Annotated in this window: 16 protein-coding genes; 9 read left to right on the forward strand and 7 right to left on the reverse strand. The window is 66.7% G+C overall.

The window, feature by feature from the left end; genetic code table 11:
• Positions 1 to 189: 189 nt before the first annotated feature.
• Positions 190 to 1,101: a bifunctional Delta(1)-pyrroline-2-carboxylate/Delta(1)-piperideine-2-carboxylate reductase gene (gene lhpI / locus GXW79_RS04300; RefSeq protein WP_211873113.1), complete on the reverse strand. Its 912-nt coding sequence runs from the start codon at positions 1,099 to 1,101 to the stop codon at positions 190 to 192.
• A gap of 229 nt (positions 1,102 to 1,330) precedes the next feature.
• Here lhpI and GXW79_RS04305 point away from each other — a divergent pair, with 229 nt between their 5' ends.
• From GXW79_RS04305 to GXW79_RS04330, 6 genes are all read left to right on the forward strand, one after another.
• Positions 1,331 to 2,380 (forward strand): amino acid ABC transporter substrate-binding protein, encoded by a 1,050-nt coding sequence (locus GXW79_RS04305; RefSeq protein WP_211873114.1) that lies wholly within the window; start codon positions 1,331 to 1,333, stop codon positions 2,378 to 2,380.
• 63 nt (positions 2,381 to 2,443) lie between these two features.
• Positions 2,444 to 3,646 (forward strand): amino acid ABC transporter permease, encoded by a 1,203-nt coding sequence (locus GXW79_RS04310; protein WP_246503717.1) that lies wholly within the window; start codon positions 2,444 to 2,446, stop codon positions 3,644 to 3,646.
• Between the two features lie 3 nt (positions 3,647 to 3,649).
• Positions 3,650 to 4,783, forward strand: a complete 1,134-nt coding sequence (locus GXW79_RS04315; protein WP_211873115.1) for an amino acid ABC transporter permease — start codon at positions 3,650 to 3,652, stop codon at positions 4,781 to 4,783.
• A gap of 19 nt (positions 4,784 to 4,802) precedes the next feature.
• Positions 4,803 to 5,588 (forward strand): amino acid ABC transporter ATP-binding protein, encoded by a 786-nt coding sequence (locus GXW79_RS04320; RefSeq protein WP_211873116.1) that lies wholly within the window; start codon positions 4,803 to 4,805, stop codon positions 5,586 to 5,588.
• 220 nt (positions 5,589 to 5,808) lie between these two features.
• A complete protein-coding gene (locus tag GXW79_RS04325) occupies positions 5,809 to 7,695 on the forward strand; it encodes a potassium transporter Kup (RefSeq protein ID WP_246503718.1) in 1,887 nt (628 codons plus the stop codon).
• Between the two features lie 10 nt (positions 7,696 to 7,705).
• Positions 7,706 to 8,080 (forward strand): hypothetical protein, encoded by a 375-nt coding sequence (locus tag GXW79_RS04330; protein ID WP_211873117.1) that lies wholly within the window; start codon positions 7,706 to 7,708, stop codon positions 8,078 to 8,080.
• On the opposite strand, the gene GXW79_RS04335 is transcribed toward GXW79_RS04330, so the two are convergent.
• The 3 genes from GXW79_RS04335 to GXW79_RS04345 all read right to left on the reverse strand — a co-directional run bounded on the left by GXW79_RS04335 (position 8,081) and on the right by GXW79_RS04345 (position 12,298).
• The gene (locus GXW79_RS04335; protein ID WP_211873118.1) at positions 8,081 to 8,770 is read right to left on the reverse strand and encodes an alpha/beta fold hydrolase; all 690 of its coding nucleotides are present in this window, start codon (positions 8,768 to 8,770) and stop codon (positions 8,081 to 8,083) included.
• Positions 8,767 to 11,034 carry a xanthine dehydrogenase family protein molybdopterin-binding subunit gene (locus GXW79_RS04340; protein WP_367614802.1) on the reverse strand — a complete coding sequence of 756 codons (2,268 nt, stop codon included), beginning with the start codon at positions 11,032 to 11,034 and terminating at the stop codon, positions 8,767 to 8,769. The genes GXW79_RS04335 and GXW79_RS04340 overlap by 4 nt, the downstream gene beginning before the upstream one ends.
• Positions 11,035 to 11,311: 277 nt before the next feature.
• A complete protein-coding gene (locus GXW79_RS04345; protein WP_211873119.1) occupies positions 11,312 to 12,298 on the reverse strand; it encodes a Bug family tripartite tricarboxylate transporter substrate binding protein in 987 nt (328 codons plus the stop codon).
• A 164-nt stretch (positions 12,299 to 12,462) separates the two neighbouring features.
• Here GXW79_RS04345 and GXW79_RS04350 point away from each other — a divergent pair, with 164 nt between their 5' ends.
• The 3 genes from GXW79_RS04350 to GXW79_RS04360 all read left to right on the forward strand — a co-directional run bounded on the left by GXW79_RS04350 (position 12,463) and on the right by GXW79_RS04360 (position 16,012).
• A complete protein-coding gene (locus GXW79_RS04350; RefSeq protein WP_211873120.1) occupies positions 12,463 to 13,653 on the forward strand; it encodes a pyridoxal-phosphate-dependent aminotransferase family protein in 1,191 nt (396 codons plus the stop codon).
• A gap of 187 nt (positions 13,654 to 13,840) precedes the next feature.
• Positions 13,841 to 14,686 (forward strand): 2OG-Fe(II) oxygenase, encoded by an 846-nt coding sequence (locus GXW79_RS04355; RefSeq protein ID WP_211873121.1) that lies wholly within the window; start codon positions 13,841 to 13,843, stop codon positions 14,684 to 14,686.
• 60 nt (positions 14,687 to 14,746) lie between these two features.
• Positions 14,747 to 16,012: a glycosyltransferase family 4 protein gene (locus tag GXW79_RS04360; protein ID WP_211873122.1), complete on the forward strand. Its 1,266-nt coding sequence runs from the start codon at positions 14,747 to 14,749 to the stop codon at positions 16,010 to 16,012.
• Between the two features lie 94 nt (positions 16,013 to 16,106).
• On the opposite strand, the gene GXW79_RS04365 is transcribed toward GXW79_RS04360, so the two are convergent.
• The 3 genes from GXW79_RS04365 to GXW79_RS04375 all read right to left on the reverse strand — a co-directional run bounded on the left by GXW79_RS04365 (position 16,107) and on the right by GXW79_RS04375 (position 18,789).
• Positions 16,107 to 16,904: a lysophospholipid acyltransferase family protein gene (locus GXW79_RS04365; protein ID WP_246503719.1), complete on the reverse strand. Its 798-nt coding sequence runs from the start codon at positions 16,902 to 16,904 to the stop codon at positions 16,107 to 16,109.
• 230 nt (positions 16,905 to 17,134) lie between these two features.
• On the reverse strand, positions 17,135 to 17,920 hold the full coding sequence (locus GXW79_RS04370) for an alpha/beta fold hydrolase (protein ID WP_211873124.1): 786 nt from the start codon (positions 17,918 to 17,920) through the stop codon (positions 17,135 to 17,137).
• 23 nt (positions 17,921 to 17,943) lie between these two features.
• The gene (locus tag GXW79_RS04375) at positions 17,944 to 18,789 is read right to left on the reverse strand and encodes an SDR family NAD(P)-dependent oxidoreductase (RefSeq protein WP_367614803.1); all 846 of its coding nucleotides are present in this window, start codon (positions 18,787 to 18,789) and stop codon (positions 17,944 to 17,946) included.
• Between the last annotated feature and the right edge of the window lie 81 nt (positions 18,790 to 18,870).

The following is an 18,870-nucleotide window of genomic DNA, read 5'->3' on the forward strand; positions in this document are numbered from 1 at the left end:
GAGGCGCTCGGGCCGCCGAAGCGAGAGCTGGCTGGGGCGCAAGCACGAAGAGATTATTTCTAGGGACAGGCTGCCAAGTGGCGCTCGATTGGCCCCCTCGGCGCTGCCCGCCTAGCCAGCACCAAAAAAATGAAAAACAAAAGAATGGGGGTTTGGGGGAAATTCTTTTCCCCCAATCTGTCGTCGGATCTATCCCCCACACGCCAGGATCGCCGCCGCCAAATCCTCCCCGGCCCAACCAACCGATTTGAAGGCGGTGATCTGCTCAGGCGTCTTCCGCCCGGCGACCTCGCCGCGGCAGACCTCCGCCAGTTCCCCCACCACATGCGCCTGCGTGATCGCGCCCTCCGCCATCGCCTGGAGCAGATCGCCCGCCTCGGCGAAGGCGCCGGCGCGGGTGTCCACCACCAGGCGGGCTCGGGCGAGAGCCGCGCCATCCGCCTCCCGCATGTCCGGTCGATAGGCGCCCACCAGGTCCAGGTGCATGCCGTGCGCGAGGTCGTCGCCGCGCACCAGGGGCTCGGTCGCGAGCGTCGCGCAGGCGATGATGTCGGCGCCGGCGGGCGCCGCGCTTTCCACCGCGCGCGCCGGATGGCCGTGGCGGAGGAGGCGCTGCGCCAGCGCTTCCGCGCGTTCGGGGCTGCGGCTCCAGATCGCGATGTCGGCGATCGGGAATTGGTCGCGATAAGCTTCCGCCAGCGCGTGCGCGACGCGGCCGGCGCCGAGCAGCAGCAGCCGCGTCGCGTCGGGTCGCGCGAGGTGCCGCGCGGCGAGCACGGAGGTCGCGGCCGTGCGTCGATCGGTCAGCATGCCGCCATCGAGCATTGCGCGTGGCGCGCCGGTGGCGGCATCGGAGAGCAGGTAGACCGCGTTGACCGCCGGTTCGCCGCGCGCGGCGTTGCCGGGCGCGACATGGACGATCTTCACGCCGGTATGGTCTCCCGCGCGCCAGGCCGGCATCAGCAGCAGCGAGGTGTCGCCGACAGCGTGGCGGTGGCGCAGAGGCGCTGAACAGCCATCGCGGAACATCGCGGCGAGCGCCTCAATCAGCGCCGCCCAGGGCAGGCGGCGCGCGACCTCGTCGGCATCGAGCATCAACATGGTCCAACTCCTCGAAGCGGCGGCCCGGCTTTTGCTAGCCCTTAACCCGAATGAGATCGAGCCGTCCCCTGGAACCGATGCGCTGGCGCGGAACGTGCCGCTTTGCTAGGCGCTTGCCCGAGGGGCAGGCGGTTGGCGATTGCCCCCGCCGCGCCCATGGCGCAGCATCGGCCGATTGGGGAGGCCCAGCGGCAAGGCTGCGCCGCGGGACAACGAACAGGAGAGACGCATGACCTTTTTTGGCCACACCCTCAAGGCTGGGCTGCGCGCCCTGGCCGCGCTGACCGCGCTGGCCGCGGCGCCGGCCATGGCGCAGGCGCCGACCCAGGCGACCGGCACGCTCGACGCGATCCGCGCACGCGGCACGCTGATCTGCGGCGTGAACACCGGCCTCGCGGGCTTCGCCCAGCCGAACAGCCAGGGTGTCTGGACCGGGTTCGACGTCGAATATTGCCGCGCGCTCGCCGTCGCGATCTTCAACGACGCGTCCAAGGTGCGCTACGTGCCGACCACGGCGCAGGTGCGCTTCACCGCCCTCCAGTCGGGTGAAGTCGACGTGCTGTTCCGCAACACCACCTGGACGCTGTCGCGCGATACCTCGCTCGGCCTCGATTTCCCCGCGATCAATTTCTACGACGGCCAGGGCTTCATGGTGAAGCGCAGCGCCAACGTCGCCTCCGCGCGCGACCTCGATGGCGCCACCATTTGCGTGCAGCCCGGCACCACCACGGAGCAGAACCTCGCCGACTGGGCGCGCGGCGCGCGCATCCGCTTCACCCCGGTGGTGATCGAGCGGCTCGAGGACAACATCGCGGCCTATCTCGCCGGCCGCTGCGATGCCTACACCACCGACATCTCCGGCCTCGCCGCCACGCGTGCGGCTCAGTCGCAGCCCAATGACCACGTCATCCTGCCCGAGGTCATCAGCAAGGAGCCGCTCGGCCCGCTGGTGCGCCATGGCGACCAGCGCTTCGCCGACCTCGTGCGCTGGGTGCATTTCGGCCTGATCACGGCCGAGGAATTCGAAGTCACCGCCGCCAACGTTGTGCAGCTGTCCACCACCGACACGCGCCCCGACGTGCAGCGCCTGCTCGGCCGCACCAGCGAGCTCGGCCAGATGCTCGGCGTCGACAATCGCTGGATGGTCAACATCATCCGCACGACGGGGAACTACGGCGAGATCTTCACCCGCCACCTGACGCCGATCGGGCTGCAGCGCGGGCCGAACGCGCTGTGGAGCACGCCGGGCGGCCTGCAATACGCGCCGCCCTTCCGCTGAGCCCTGCCGGGCGCGGACCCTTCGCGGGGTCCGCGCCCATTTTTTTAGAGGAGAGGTTGCTCCATGTCCGACGCGACCGCCGACCCGCGCTTCAAGCGCACCGCGCCCAAGCGGCCGATGAAACTCTCCTGGTCGGATGAGCGCGTGCGCGCCATCTTCTGGCAGGTGCTCGTCGTAGGCATCCTGGTGGCGATCGTGTGGTGGCTCGTCACCAACACCCAGCGCAACCTCGAGATCCGCCGCATCGCTACGGGGTGGGGCTTCCTTCAGCGCGAGGCCGGGCTGCCGATCGCGGAGCACATGATCGACTACAGCCCGACCGACAACTATCTCCGCGCCCTGATGGTGGGCGTGCTGAACACGCTCAAGGTCGCGATCGTCGGCATCATCTTGGCCACCATCCTGGGCACGCTGATCGGCATTGCGCGTCTGTCCAAGAACTGGCTCGTCTCCAAGATCGCCGGCATCTACGTCGAGGTGATCCGCGACCTGCCGCTGCTGCTGCAGCTGCTGTTCTGGTACACGATTCTGCAGGGCCTGCCCGGGCCACGCCAGGCGATCAACCCGATCGACGGCGTGTTCCTGTCCAACCGCGGCCTGCTGCTGCCCTGGATCCAGTGGGAGGGCGCGCATACCGCGGCACTGCTCGCAGCCCTCGTCGGCTTCGTGCTGACCTGGATGTATTCCGACCTGATGCGCGCCAAGCAGATGGAGGATGGCCAGCCGCGGCGCATCTGGCCGATCGGCATCCTGCTGATCATCGGCGGGCCCATCGCGGTCTGGGCGCTGCTCGGCGCGCCCTTCACCCCCGACGTGCCGGCGCTGCGCGGCTTCAACTTCCGCGGCGGCCTGGTGATGAGCCCGGAATACTTCGCCCTGCTCGTTGGTCTCGTCACCTACACCTCCGGCTTCATCGCCGAGATCGTGCGCGCCGGCATCCAGTCCGTGCATAGCGGCCAGTGGGAAGCGGCGCAGGCGCTGGGACTCAAGCCCGGCGTGGTGCTGAAGCAGATCGTGCTGCCGCAGGCGCTGCGCGTCATCGTCCCGCCCATGACCAGCCAGTATCTGAACATCACGAAGAACAGCTCGCTCGCGGTCGCCATCGGCTACCAGGACATCGTGAGCATCGCGAACACGACGCTGAACCAGACGGGCCAGGCGATCGAGGGCATCGCCATCATCATGGCTGTGTACCTGTCGATCAGCCTGTCGATCAGCCTGTTCATGAACTGGTACAATTCGAAGATCGCATTGGTGGAGCGCTGAGCCATGGCATCGGACACCACACTCACGCCGGTTTCGATCCCCGTCCCGCCCGAGCCGCGCCGCGCGCCGATCTCGGTGGTCGGGCCCATCGCCTGGGTGCGCGCCAACCTGTTCTCGGGATGGCTCTCAACCGCGATCACCCTGGCACTGGGCTACCTCATCATCCGCTGGGCGATCGGGTTCATCGACTGGGCCTTCATCAACGCCATCTGGTCGGTGCCCAACAACCAGACCCAGGCCTGCCGCGACGCCCGCGGCGTGGGTGCCTGCTGGGCGGTGGTGACGGAGAAGCATCGCTTCATTCTGTTCGGCACCTACCCCTATGAGGAGCATTGGCGCCCCGCGCTCGCTTGCGTGATCTTCGTGGGCCTCTACATCGTCTCGGCGATGCGCCGGTTCTGGCGCAAGGAGCTGGCGCTGATCTGGATCGCGGCACTCACCGCCATCGGCGTGCTGATGTGGGGCGGCATCCTGGGGATGCCCTTCGTCGCGCAGGAGCGCTGGGGCGGGCTGCCGATCACGCTGATCCTGTCCACCTTCGGGCTCGCCTTCGCCTTCCCGCTCGCCATCCTGGTGGCGCTTGGTCGGCGGTCGAAGATGCCGGCGATCAAGGCCATCTGCGTGCTGTACGTGGAACTCATCCGCGGCGTGCCGCTGATCTCGCTGCTGTTCATGGCGTCGGTGATGTTCCCGCTGTTCCTCCCCGAGGGGATGAACATCGACAAGCTGCTGCGCGCCCAGATCGCCATCATCCTGTTCGCCGGCGCCTACCTGGCCGAGGTGGTCCGCGCCGGCCTGCAGGCGCTGCCCAAGGGCCAGTACGAGGCGGCCGATGCGCTCGGCCTCAGCTACTGGCATAAGACGGGATTCATCATCCTGCCGCAGGCGCTGCGCATGGTGATCCCGCCGCTGGTCAACACCTTCATCGGGTTCTTCAAGGATACCTCGCTGGTGCTGATCATCGGCATCTTCGACCTGCTGACCGCAGGCAAGACCGCCATCGTCGAGCCCGCCTGGCAGGGTTTTGGCGTCGAGGTCTACATCACGATCGGGCTGATCTATTTCTGCTTCTGCTTCGCGATGTCCAAGTACAGCCAGAGCCTCGAAGCCGAACTCAACCAGCATCGCCGCCGCTGATTTCCGGGAGACGACCATCATGAGTGCAGCCATCGAAACCGTCGCCTCCGCCGCCCGGCTCGACGCGCCGCCGGCCATTTCGCTCGACCGGGTGAACAAGTGGTTCGGCGCGATGCACGTGCTGCGCGACGTCTCACTGGACGTCGCCCTGGGCGAACGCGTGGTGGTGTGCGGGCCCTCGGGTTCGGGCAAGTCCACGCTGATCCGCTGCATCAACCGGCTGGAGACGCATCAGGAAGGCCATATCCTGGTCGACGGCACGGAGCTGACGGATGACGTCCGCGCGCTCGACGCCATCCGCCGCGAGGTCGGCATGGTGTTCCAGTCCTTCAACCTGTTCCCGCACCTCACCATCCTCGAGAACTGCACGCTTGCGCCGATCTGGGTGCGGCGGATGCCCAAGCGCGAGGCCGAGGAGCTCGCGATGGAATACCTCAACAAGGTGAAGATCCCCGAGCAGGCGAAGAAGTATCCGGGTCAGCTGTCCGGTGGCCAGCAGCAGCGCGTGGCCATCGCGCGCGCGCTGTGCATGAAGCCCAAGATCATGCTGTTCGACGAGCCGACCTCCGCGCTCGACCCCGAGATGATCAAGGAGGTGCTGGACACCATGGTGGCCCTCGCGGACACCGGCATGACCATGATCTGCGTGACCCACGAGATGGGTTTCGCGCGCCAAGTGGCCGACCGGGTGGTGTTCATGGACCGGGGTGAGATCGTGGAATCCGGCACGCCGGAGAACATGTTCAACCACCCGCAGACCGAGCGCCTGCAGCTGTTCCTGAGTCAGATTTTGCGTGGGCACTAATTTGGTGCCCTCAGGCGCCGGGCGCGCGCTCTGCGCGCCGGGCTCGCCGCACTAGCGGCGTTCGCGGCCCGCTCCGCGGTCCGAAGTTTCGGGGCGCGCTTTCCACCGCCCCAGTAGCCAAAAACAAAAGAATGGGGTCCGGGGAAATTCCTTTCCCCGGCCTTCCTTGAGACTCTCCCCATCCGGGCGTAATGTTGCACCGCATTACGGAGTACCCCGCTTGAGTAACCCAGCCGCGGCCGGCGACCGGCAGCCTCTCACGCCGGCGTTGCTGCTTGGCGTGCTCGGCGTCGTCTATGGCGATATCGGCACCAGCCCGCTCTACGCGTTCCGGACCGCGCTGTTGCATTTTTCCGCGGATGGGATCGAGGCCTGGGAGGTGCTGGGCATCCTCTCGCTGATCATCTGGTCGCTGATCCTGACCGTGACGGTGAAATACGTCATCATCATCATGCGCGCCGACAACAAGGGCGAGGGCGGCATTCTCGCGCTGATGACCTTGGCGCAGCGGCAGATCCAGGGCGGGCGTGCGCGCGCCGCCGTCGCGATGATCGGCATCGCCGGCGCTTGCCTGTTCTTCGGCGACGGCATCATCACCCCCGCGATTTCCGTGCTCTCTGCGATCGAGGGCCTGAAGGTCGTCTCGCCCACCTTCGAGCATGCCGTGCTGCCGATCTCGGTCGCGATCCTGATCGGGCTGTTCGTGGTGCAGTTCCGCGGCACGCGGCTGATCGGCGCGATGTTCGGCCCGGTCTGCGTGGTGTGGTTCTCGGTCATCGGGCTGCTCGGCCTGGTGGAGATGGTGCAGACGCCGGCGGTGCTGGCCGCGCTCTCGCCGCACTACGCGGTGAACTTCGCGATCCGCTATCACCTGGCCGCCTTCATCGCGATGGGCTCGGTCGTCCTTGCGGTGACGGGGGCGGAGGCGCTGTATGCCGATATGGGCCATTTCGGGCGACGCCCGATCCGCATGGCGTGGAATTTCTTCGTGCTGCCGGCACTCGCCCTGAACTATCTCGGCCAGGGCGCGCTGATGCTGCGCGACCCCGCCGCGCTGGAGAATCCCTTCTACCTGCTCGCCCCCGAATGGCTGCGGCTGCCGCTGGTGTTTCTCGCCGCGGCCGCGACGGTGATCGCGAGCCAGTCGATGATCTCGGGCGCCTACACCATCGGGCGGCAATGCGTGCAGCTGGGCTTCCTGCCGCGCCTGTCCGTCAAGCACACCTCCGAGACCGAGGAGGGGCAGATCTACATGCCGCAGATCAACGCGCTGCTGCTGGTGGGCGTGGTGATCCTGGTGTTGTCCTTCCGCAATTCGGACAGCCTCGCCGCCGCCTACGGCATCGCGGTGACTGGCACCTTCATCTGCACCACCATCCTCGCCGTGATCGTGTTCCGCCGGCAGTTCGGCTGGTCGACGCCGTTGGTGGCCGCGGTGTTCCTGCCACTGATGCTGCTCGACCTCACCTTCTTCATCGCCAACGTGCTGAAGATCCCCGAGGGCGGCTACGTGCCGCTGATCCTGGGCAGCGGGCTGTTCCTGATGATGACCACCTGGCAGCGCGGCCGGCAGTTGCTGTTCGCGCGCTTTCGCCAGGACAGCCTGCCGCTGAAATCCTACATCGCGCGGTTGCCGCAATCGCGCACCGTGCGGGTGCCCGGAATCGCGGTGTTCATGACGGGACAGGCCGACTACGTGCCCGCGGCGCTTCTGCACAACCTCAAGCATAACAAGGTGCTGCATGAGCGCGTGTTCTTCGTCACCGTGCTCAACCAGGACGAGCCGCTGGTGCCGCAGGAGCTGCGGCGCGAGGTGAGCGAACTGGCCCCGGGAATCCACCGTGTGCTGATCCGCTACGGCTTTTCGGAAAGCCCGAATATTCCGCGCGAGCTGGAATCGCTCAGCGAGTTCGGTGTCGCCTTCGAACCGATGCAGGCGAGCTATTTCCTGGGTCGCGAACAATTGGTCGCGGCGGTCGTGCCGAAGATGTCCCGCTGGCGGCAATATCTCTATGGCGCGATGAGCCGCAACGCCGTGCCCGCGACGGAGTTCTTTCGTATTCCCTCCGACCGCGTGGTCGAGCTCGGCGTGCGCGTGGCGATTTGAAGGTGTGACAATGGGCGTGATGACCGTGACGCTGGCGATGGCGCCAGGCCCGGGCTTCCCCGAGGGCAGCCCGGCGCACCGCTACATCCTTGCCCTCGCGCTCGATGGCGACGGCCGGCCGGACGCGCCCGCCTGGATCGCCGACGAGGAACCCTGGCCGGCGATGCGCATCCGCCCTGGCGAGACCGACATCCGCGGCGACGTGCAGTATGATGAAGACAGCGGCTGGTCGCTGCGCTTCTTCAACCAGGCCGACGACCGCTCCGACGCGCCGGCCACGGGCCTCACCGTGCACGAGACGCTGCGTCCCGGAGCGTACGTGACCGTGAACGAACCCGAGGGCGAGGCGCGCAGCTTTCGCGTCGTGGGCGTCGAGGCGGTCTGATCAGCCGCCGGCGATGATTGCGGCGAGTTCGGGTGCGGCTGTCAGCATCGGGTAGTGGCCGGTGTCAAGTTCGTGCCAGGCACCCCCGAGTGCGGCGTGCGAGCGCTTGAGATGCGCGACCGGAGGGTTGGTGCTGCGTCGGCACCACACGACGTCGGCGTTCCAGCGTGCGTCCCAGAAATGCGGCAGCACAACCGGCGCCTCCATGGTCCCGATCGGCTGCTGGGTGATGCGCGCAAGCGTCCACTCGCGTGTCGCTGCGTCCATCTCGGCAAAAAGCCGCGTTTTTGCATCCTCGCGCGAGGGGCCAGTGGTCAGAGCGGTATTCACCTTGGTGGGACGGGTCACGATGTCGTCCACCGCCTCGCCGTCGCGCAGAACCAGCGCATCGGCGAAGACCAGCCGCGTAAGGCGGTCCCCCGCGATCTCGGCAAGCCGCGCCAGCACCATCCCGCCGGTCGAGGTGCCGCAGGCGATCACGTCGCGCAGATCCTCGCGGAAGAGAAGGTCCGCAAGTTCCGCCGCATGGGTTTCGGTGGTGATTCCGGGTCGCAGCGCATGCGCGCGCTCCCCGCAGCCGTCGAGCGAGGGCGCCAGCACCAAATGCCCGTGCGCACGTAGCACGGAAGCGACGCGGGTCCAGATCCAGCCGCCCTGGTAGGCGCCGTGGATCAGCAGGATGGTGCTCATGCGCGGGCCTCCTGGATGGCGCGCCAGATCGTCTCCGGCGTCGCGGGCATTGCGATGTGGCGGATGCCGAGCGGGCGCAGCGCGTCGACCACCGCACCGATGCCCGCCGGCAGCGCGCCGACGGTCCCCGCCTCCCCCGCTCCCTTCACGCCGAGCGCGTTGGTCTTCGTCGGCACCGGGTTGGACAGCACCTTGAAGGCGCAGAGGTCGTCGGCCCGCGGCATGGCGTAGTCCATGAAGCTGCCGCTGATCAGCTGGCCATCCTCGTAGCGGATCGCCTCGCCGAACACCTGGCCGATGCCTTGCGCGATGCCGCCATGGATCTGGCCCTTGACCAGCATCGGGTTGATCACCGTGCCCACATCATCGACCACCGTATAGCGCAGCAGCGCGCAGGCGCCCGTCTCCGGGTCGATCTCGACCTCGGCGATATGGCAGCCATTGGGGAAGGTCGCGTCGCCGGGACGGTTCACCAGCGAGGCGCCCAGCCCGAGCTCTGCGCCATCGGGCAGCGCGCCGGGGATGTAGCTCTGCCGCGCGACGGCCTCGATCCCGAACCCTCGATCGGTGCCGGCCACGCGGAACACGCCATCCTCAAATTCGATATCTGCCTCGCTCGCCTCCAGCAGATGCGCCGCGATCGTCTTGCCGCGCGCGATCACCTTCAGCGACGCGCCGACCAGCGCGCCGCCGGCAGCCATCATCGACCGGCTGCCGATCGTCCCGCGCCCATGCGCCACCACATCGGTGTCGCCGAACAGGATGCGGATGCGCTCGGGCGGGATGCCCAGATGCGTCGCCGCGATCTGGCCGAACACCGTCTCATGCCCCTGCCCGTGATTATGCGAGCCCAGCAACAGCGTCATCGACCCGCCGGAATCGAAGCGGATTTCGGCAGCCTCCTCTAGCGGCTTGCGGTGCGGCCCGCCGGCACTCTCGATCGCATTCGCGATGCCGATGCCGCGCAGCATGCCGCGCGCGGCCGCTTCCGAACGACGCGTCGCGAACCCATCCCAGTCGGCGGCCGCTAGCGCCAACGCCATGTTCTTCGGGAAATCACCGCTGTCGTAGGTGTAGTCGAGGCCCGTGCGGAACGGCATCTCCTCCGGCCTGATCATGTTCCTCGCCCGCAGTTCAATCCGGTCCAGCCCCATTTCATCGGCGGCGAGATCGATCAGCCGCTCCATCGCGAAGATCGCCTCCGGGCGCCCCGCGCCGCGATAGGGCGCCGTCGGCTGGGTGTTGGTGAAATACCCCGTCACCTCGGTGCAGATGTGCGGCGTGCGATAGACGCCGGCCAACCCACCCACATTGTTGGTCGACGACACCGGCCCCTGCCACGCGAGATAGGCCCCCAGATTGGCCGCCGTGCGCACCCGCATCGCCAGAAAATCGCCCGCCGCATTCAGCGCCAATTCCCCCACCGAGGCATTGTCGCGCGCATGGCTGTCGCTCAAGAAACTCTCGCTGCGCGTCGCCGCCCAGCGCACCGGACGCCCCAGCATCCGCGCCGCCACCAGCGCGCAGACATGCTCTGGGAACGGGCTCTCCTTCATGCCGAACCCGCCGCCGACATCCGGGCTGATGACCCGCAGGCGGTTCGACGCGACCCCCAGCGCATGCTCCGCGATCTCGTTGCGCATCACATGCGGCAACTGCGTTCCCGTCGTCAGCGTGTAGCGCTCATCCACCGGGTCATAGGAGGCCACCAGGTTGCGCGGCTCCATCGGTGCCGCCGTCAGCCGCGAAATCCGGAACGCCAGCCGCGTCACATGCGCCGCCTTCGCGAACGCGGCACCCACCGCATCCGCATCCCCCAGGCGGAAATGAAAACACTCATTCCCCGGCGCCTCGCCCGGCCAAACCTCCGCCCCGGCCGCGGCCTCCGCCACATCCGTGACCGAAGGCAACGGCACATACGCCACCTCAATCAACTCGGCCGCATCCCGCGCCGCAGCAAGGCTCTCCGCGAACACCACCGCCACCGCATCGCCCACATGCCGCACCGCATCCGACGGCAACACACGCCACTCCGGACTGACCAATGCCCGCCCATCCCGCCGATGCCGCGGCGTTACGCACCGCAACACCCCCGGCACGTCCAGCTCCGTCGCCGTCAACACCAACACCACGCCCGGCGCGCGCCGCGCCGCCGCCACATCCATTCCCTCGATCCGTGCAGACGCATGCGGCGACCGCAACACATGCATATGCACCGCGCCGGCCACGCCGAGATCATCCACATACCGCCCGACCCCGCGCAAGAACCGCGGATCCTCGACACGCCGCATCGGCGACCCAATGCGAAACCCAGACGCCATCATGCGGACCTCAGTGGTGGGAGGGAGGAAGCAAGGCCAGGGGCGCTGCCCCTGGACCTCCATCTGTTGGTTTGAAATGGGCGAAGGGGTTGAGCCTCCCCAACCCGGCGCTTCAAGCAAGCACACCCCTCCTCATTTCAAAACCAACAAAGGGGGGTCGAGGGGCCACAGGCTCCTCGCGGGTCCAGGGCAGAGCCCTGGCCTTGCAGTCTTCCCCCCATCACTCCGGCCGAATGCCGGCGCTCTGGATCGCCCCGCGCCAGCGGTTCTGTTCGCGCACGATGAGGGCGGTGAAGTCCGCGCGGCTGCCGGGGGCGGCTTCCATGCCTTGTTCGGCGATGAGTCGGGCGGCTTCGGGGTCGGAGAGGGCGGCGTGTGCGGCGGCTTGCAGGCGGTCGAGGATGGCGGTTGGCACGCCGGCGGCGGTGACCAGGCCGTGCCAGTTGTTGGTGTCGATGTTGGGGATGCCGGTTTCGGCCAGGGTGGGCACGTCGGGCAGGAAGCGCAGGCGGTTTGGGGCGCCGACGGCGAGGATGCGGACCTGGCCGGAGGCGATATGGGGCATGAAGACCGGCAGGTCGGAGAGGCCGGCGTTCACCTCGGCGGTGAGGACGGCGAGGGCGAGGGGGGCGCCGCCGCGATAGGGCACGTGGACCATCTCGACGCCGGCGGCGATGCGGATGAGCTCGCCGGCCAGGTGCGGCAGGCCGCCAGTGCCGGAGGAGCCGTAGGTGACGCGGCCTGGGTTGGCGCGGGCAGCGTCAATGAGGTCTCGCATGGTCCGGTAGGGCGAGGCGCCGGGCACCGCGACCGGCACCTGGACGTTGATGGCGAGCGTCACGGCGGCGAGGTCGCGGGTGGGGTCGAAGGGCGGGCGTGCGGCCATGAGCGGGCCGATGACGATGCCGCCGGCGGTGCCGAGCGCGATGGTGTAGCCATCGGGGGCGGCCTTGGCGGCGATGTCCACGCCGGTGACGCCGCCGGCGCCGGGCCTGGTTTCGATGACCACCTGTTGCCCCAGGCGGGCCGCCATGCGGGGCGCCATGAGGCGGGCGGTGAAGTCGTTGGATCCGCCTGGCGCGAAGGGGACGATGAAGCGGATGGCGCGGCTGGGCCAGGCGTCCTGGGCAGATGCCGGGGCCGTGGCGAGCACGGCGGCGAGAAGCGACAGCAGGCTGGCGGCGACGAGGCGTGCGGATGCGGGCATCGGATCCTCCGTGGCATCTGTCCCGCTGCGTCGCGGCGTGCCTTGGGCGGCAGCAGAGAACGGCCGCGCGCCACTGTCCAGGCCGGGAATTTGGCCGCGCCCCCTGGGCAAGCCGCGCCGGTCATGGGATGACCGGGCAAGACCATTCCAGGGAGGAATTCACCATGGATGCGACACCAAAGAATGCCCGCCCGCGCGGCCGCCAGTTCTTCGCCAATCCGGGCCCGACGAACATCCCCGATTCCGTGCTGCTCGCCGGCGCGCACCAGACGGTCGATTTCAACGACCCGAACTTCATCGCGATCTACGACGCGTGCGTCGAGGGCCTTAAGCGCGTCCTCAAGACCAAGCAGAACATCTTTCTCTACACCGGCTCGGGCCATGCGGCGTGGGAGGCGAGCTTCGTCAACCTGCTCTCGCCCGGCGACACGGTGCTGATCCTGGAGACGGGATATTTTTCCCTGTCCTGGGCGAAGATGGCGGAGGATCTCGGGATCGAGGTGCGGTCCGTCGCGGCCGATTGGCGGCGCGGCGTGGACATCGCCGCCGTGCGGGCCGCACTCGCCGAGGATTCCGCGCACGTCATCAAGGCGGTCTGCGTCGTGCACAACGAGACCGCGACGGGCATGGCCCTGCCGGTCGCCGAGGTGCGCGCCGCGATGGACGCCACCGGCCACCCGGCGCTGCTGCTGGCGGACACCATCTCCTCGCTCGGCAGCCTGGATTTTCGCATGGACGAGTGGGGCGTCGATGCCGCGGTGGGCGGCAGCCAGAAGGGTCTGATGCTGCCCACGGGCATGAGCTTCACGGGCGTGTCGGACAAGGCGCTGGAGGCGCACAAGACGTCCCGCCTGCCCAAGCACTACTTCAACTGGACCAACATGCTCACCCGCCGGCACAAGAGCTTCGTCGGCACGGTGCCGGTATCCTTCTTCTACGGCCTGCAGGAAGCGCTGCGGCTGATCGAGCAGGAGGAAGGGCTGGAGAATGTCTTCACCCGCCATTCCCGCCTGGCGCGCGCAGTGCGCGCCGCCGTGCAGCACTGGTCGGGCAATAACGGCCCGCAGCTCTTCTGCCTGAACCCGGCGCGGTACTCGGACAGCGTGACCGCCATCATGATGCCCGAAGGCTTCGACGCGGACGCGCTGCGGGCCGTGGCGCTGCAGAAGTTCAACGTGTCGCTGGGCGGCGGGCTGGGGCCGCTGGGCGGCAAGGTGTTCCGCATCGGCCACCTGGGCGACCTGAACGAGCCGATGATCCTGGGCACGTTGGCGACGGTGGAGCTGGCAATGCAGGTGGCCGGCGTGCCGCACACGCCCGGTGGGGTCGGGGCGGCGATCGCGGCGCTGGCGTAAGGAAGACCGTGGACAGGGTTTGGCTACCGGCAAACGACTTGCTCGAGCCACGAATCTTGGGCTCGCTGGACGCCAGGCGCCCCGCGGGCCACACCGATCACCGTGGTTCTTTTTGCGCGTGCGCGCATCCAGATGATGACCTTATACGTTGGCACATGAATTCCAGCGTCAGTGGATCGGGTGCAACATGAACGCGATGCAGGAAGCGAGTTCCAGGAACATTGTTCCGATCAGCCGTTTCGTGAACGATGACGTGGTCAAGTCGCTGCTGGACAAGGCCGATCAATTTTCCAGCGCTTCCCCTTTCCCCCATCTTGTTTTTGACGGCCTTTTTTCGGAAGATCTCCTGGCTGAGGTCCACGAGGAATTCGATCATCTCGGGAAGCAGGGATGGAGAGAAATTGAAAATCAGCATCAACTAACGCTGCGGTCCAACCCCAACAGCAAGTTCGGTCCTGCGACGCAGACTTATTTCGATATCCTGAGTTCCGCTTGGTTTGTTAATTTTATGGGTGAGCTTTCCGGTATCCGAGGGCTTGTATTCGACCCCCTAATGAAAGGGGGTGGCATGCACGAGAGCCGATCGGGTGGAAAGTTCGGCCTGCATTTGGATTTCAGCAAGCATCCCGTCACAAAACTGGACAATCGGCTTGTTGTGATCACCTACCTCAACAAAGACTGGAATGAAGAATACGGCGGTCTTCTGGAGTTATGGGATGTCGCTCAAAATAAATGCGCGGAACGCATATTGCCTACCTTCGGCAGGACCATTGTTTTTGCCCATACCGACGTGAGTCTGCATGGTCATCCCGGCGGATTGAATCCGCCGCCCGGAATCACGCGCCGATCTGTTGCAGCATACTATTACAGTAACGGCCGCGATGATCATGGGGCATCGGCGAGTTTCGACTCGTATTTCGCCCCTCAGACTGCGCCATCGTTCTTAAAAGTTGCAGTTCGATCGATTGTGCCCCCAATTTTGTATTCGATGGCGGGGATGATGAAGAAAAGATTACGGCGGACACCGTTATAGTTATTGCTGATAGTAGATGAAAAACCTTGCCAAAGCCATCTTTATTTCGACGGCGAGCTGATGTCCGAGACATTCGTACGCAATGGACCGGCGGTTGTCGTCTACTTCAACGGCGCCTTCATAAATCAGGAAAATGGCGCGCACAGGCGCATGTCCGACTTAATGATGTTCCTGGTGAGCATCGATGCGCGCATCGTCTTTTACTCGTATCGTGACCACAACGCCTGGCCATGGCGAGACACTGAGATCCGTCAGTTCGGCGAACTCTATCCAGGCGCGGAACTCGTCCTCGAGGAGTCATCAATCCTCGTTAGGGCGTGGACCCGGATCAAGGTCTTGTTGGCCGCACTGTCACCCAATCTCGCAGTGCGCGCTTTCAGATTGAGAATTCCATACCTGAGCCCGCGCCTTCAGGCGATCTCATGTCGTTCGGAACTGTCACTGTTTATCGTGCACTACGCGCGGGGTCTGATTGAAGTGAATGGGCTTCCCGACGCCGACGTCATCTTGGAAACACACGACCTCGCCTTTCTCAGCGGCCTAAAGCAATCCGGCGGAAACGTCACCGACGCGCGGACGATGCTCAAGGCGCGGGGCGAGCTCACCGTCCTTGGCTCAGTGGGAGGTTTGATCGGCATCGCTCCGGCTGAGGTCTCGTTTTTCCGGATGCTGCTGCCGGACACGAAGACCTACTATGTCCCCAAGTACTCGGGCGTTCCATCACCGCAAATCCTTCCATCGCCTGAGTCGAACATCCGGCACGATGTGCTGTTCGTGGGATCAGAAAACCCGTTCAATGCGCGTGGCTTGATCAGGTTCATCCATGAACACCGGACTTGGCTGAACACCCGTCGCTTCGCAATCGCGGGGCGGGTGTGCGGGGTGGCAGACGTCGTCGCGGCCGCCCGGAGTGTGGGCGCGGTCATGCTGGACTATGTCGAAGACCTTGCGGGCGTCTATGCCGTTAGCCGTATCGTGGTTTCGCCGGTCGACGGTACCGGGCTGAAGATCAAGGTGATCGACGCGCTGAGCCGAGGAAGGCCTGTCTTCGGGTCTCCTCACACGATGGCGAGTCTTCCGCCCGGCTTCGAAGGCTGCGTGTTTCCCATCGATGAGACCGAAATGGATCGTATGCTGTCGGACGAGGCCTGGAGAGTTCACGCCGGCAAGGCCGCAATTCGCTACGCCTCGACCTTGAACGAAATGGGCGATTGCGAGGCGCTTAAAGCGCGCCTGCTCGCCTGGCCGGCTCCGAACCTGTCGGTCGAGAAAGCAAGTTTTTCCGGCGTGATACCCAAGACCGCCGGAGCGCACGCGCGGGATTAGACGAACGCCAGGGGTCGGTGATGACCCGCGCAACAGCACCCCGAGACCGGCCGACAGAACGGCGTTTCGGGGAATGCCTTTCCCCTTCACTGTCCTACAGGCTCAGCGGCACCGGCACCCTGTTCTGCCGCAGCTGAGACGCCCCTGCCGCAACCACCGCTTCCACCCGCTGCGTCAGGTCCTTGCGGTCGGCGTAGAGCGCCGGGTCTACCGCCTCATGCAGCAGCACTGTCGCGCGCGCGCCGGAGCGGCGGGCGATGCGCCAGAAGTGGCTGCCGATATCCATGTCGCCGTACCAGGCGAAGAGCGGCCGGTCGCGCCGGCAGGCCGGCAGCCCGCCGAGCCGGTCGTAGACGATGGAGACGGGTTGCACGAGCCGCGCGCCGGCCGCCGCACCCAGGAAGGCGGAGCGGAAGGGCAGGGTGCGGGTGCCGTCGTTCGAGGTACCCTCGGGGAACAGGATCAGGCTGTCGCCACCGGCGAGCCGCGCCCGGATCTCGTCGGATTCGCGCCCCGTCGTGCCGCGCTTTCGGCTGACGAAGACGGTGCGTCCCATCCGCGCGATGGTGCGCACGAGCGGCCATTGCCCGACCTCGGCCTTGGCCACGAAGCAGGCTTCGAGCGTGCCGCCGAGCACCAGGATGTCGAGCCAGGAGGTGTGGTTGGACAGGAACAGCACGCTGCCGCCGCGCGCCTGCTCGCCGACCACCTGCACGCGGATGCCGATCAGCCGGCAGAGCACCCGGTTGTAGATGCGCGCGAAGGCGACTTTCGCATGGCCCGGCAGCAGCAGCATCAGCGCCTGGATCGGGATGGCGAGCATCGTCCAGATCAGCGCGAAGGAGATGCGCCGGATGGCGCGCACCCGTCCGCCGAGGGGTCGCGGCTCCATCACGTCGCCCCACAGCGAGCCTTGCAGCCAGGGGCGGAACCGGAGGGGTTTGCGGCGACGGCCCGGAAGAGGGCCGCCGGCGTCACTTGGCAATGCCATGTCCATAACATGACGAGTTAGCGTGCGACCGGCGTCAGGACAATGAACCCGTGCTGACCGTTGCATGACAGGCCATTCAGGCCGTTGCCGGTCCGCGGCGCGCTGTGGACCGGCAACGCCGCCTCAGCGACTCAGCCGAGGAAGGCGGCGAACTGATCCACGCAGAATGAGGGGCGCTCACGGACGGAGGCATGGCCGGCGTCCGGGACCTCGATCACGGCGCGGGCGTTGGGGATGTTCGCGCGCATCCACACGGCGGCATCCTTGAAGGCCTGGCGCTCGTTGGAGCCGAGCATGATCAGGGTCTCGGCGGTGATGCGGCGCGCCTCGGCTTCGGCATCGACCATGGCCAGCATCTCGCAGGCGCGGGCATAGCCCTCGCCGCTGCAGGCCTCGAAGGCGGCGCGGACGAATTGCACGTTCGGCCCGTTCTCGGCGACCGAGGGCGGCGTGAAGAAGGTCTGCATCAGCATTGGGATCAAGGCGGCTACGCCATCCTTGCGCGCGATGCCGGCGCGCGCCGGCCAGTTGGCCCGCGATTCCTCATTATACTTCGGCGTGCAGTCGCACAGGATCAGCTTGTCGATCATCTCGGGATGCGTGCCGGCGAAGTGCTGCGCGACCGAGCCGCCCATCGAAATGCCGGCCAGGTGGAACGTGGCCAGCCCCTCGCGCTGCGCGATGGCGCGCAGCTGCGCCGTCAGCTCCGGCGCTCCGTACTGACCCGCAGGGAGCGGCGTGTCGCCATGGCCGGGGAAGCTGTAGGCGATCAGCTCATAGCGGTCGGTCAGCGGCTCCAGCACGTCCCAGAAGCGGTGGGTCATGCCCAGGCAATGCAGCAGCACCAGCGGCTTGCCCTTCCCGCGCCGATGCACGGTGACGTCGGCCGCATCGAGCGGCTGCGGATTCCATTCCATCGTCTCTCTCCCCAATCGCGCCGTTATGCGGCGGAAAAATCCTCGACCGGATGCAGCAGGAACCCGGCCCGCCTCCCGCTGCGCCGCGCAGCCTCGACCGGCGGCACCGACGCATCCCATGTGGTCGCATCGAAGCGCCAGCCCTGCACCGCGTCTGCCTCACGCGAGACCACGAACAGCAGGGGCGGCGCCATCGCCTCCGCGTCCAGCAGCCGCGGCGCCTTCCCGCTATCCGACCAGTCGCGCATCTCCTGCGCCATGCCCGGCGTATGCGCGCCCGCACCCGGATTGACGATGTTCACCGTGACCGGCGTGCCCGCGAGATCCTTCGCCCAGATCGAGCTCGCCAGCTCCAGCGCCGCTTTGGACGGCCCGTAGGGAATGCTCCCCGCCCGGTCCATGGTGTCCAGCTTGGTCGTGACATTGACGATGCGGCCCCAGCTGCGCGCCAGCATCCCCGGCACCAGGCGCCGCGTCAGGCAATCGGCCACCATGTAGTTGGTGTCCATCACCGCCTGCACCGTGGCATCCTCCAGCACCCAGAACTTCCTTGGGCCGTCGACGAAGCGCTTCGGATCGAAATAGGTGAAGGTCAGCCCGGCATTGTTGACCAGCACGCCGACGGCCCCGATGGCCTCCGCCTGGGACACCAAAGCCTCCCGGGCCTCCGACTGCAGCAGGTCCAGCGCCAGGCAGGTCAGCCGGGGGGCGTCCTCGCCCGCCGCATCGACCATGGCGGGGATGTCGTCGGGAATATGGCCCACTGCAACCACGCGATGCCCAGCGCGCAGCAGGCCCAGCGCCATGGCCTTTCCAAGGCCACGGAGACCACCGGTGACGATTGCAACTGTGTCTTCCATGGGCGGCATAGTGCCTAGGCGCAGGGAGCCTGTCACATAGGCGGGCGTCCGTTGAGTTGTGCCGCGTGGTCCGCAAGCACGGGGAAATAA

This window comes from Plastoroseomonas arctica, from assembly GCF_018128965.1.
Classification (GTDB): Bacteria; Pseudomonadota; Alphaproteobacteria; order Acetobacterales; family Acetobacteraceae; genus Plastoroseomonas; species Plastoroseomonas arctica.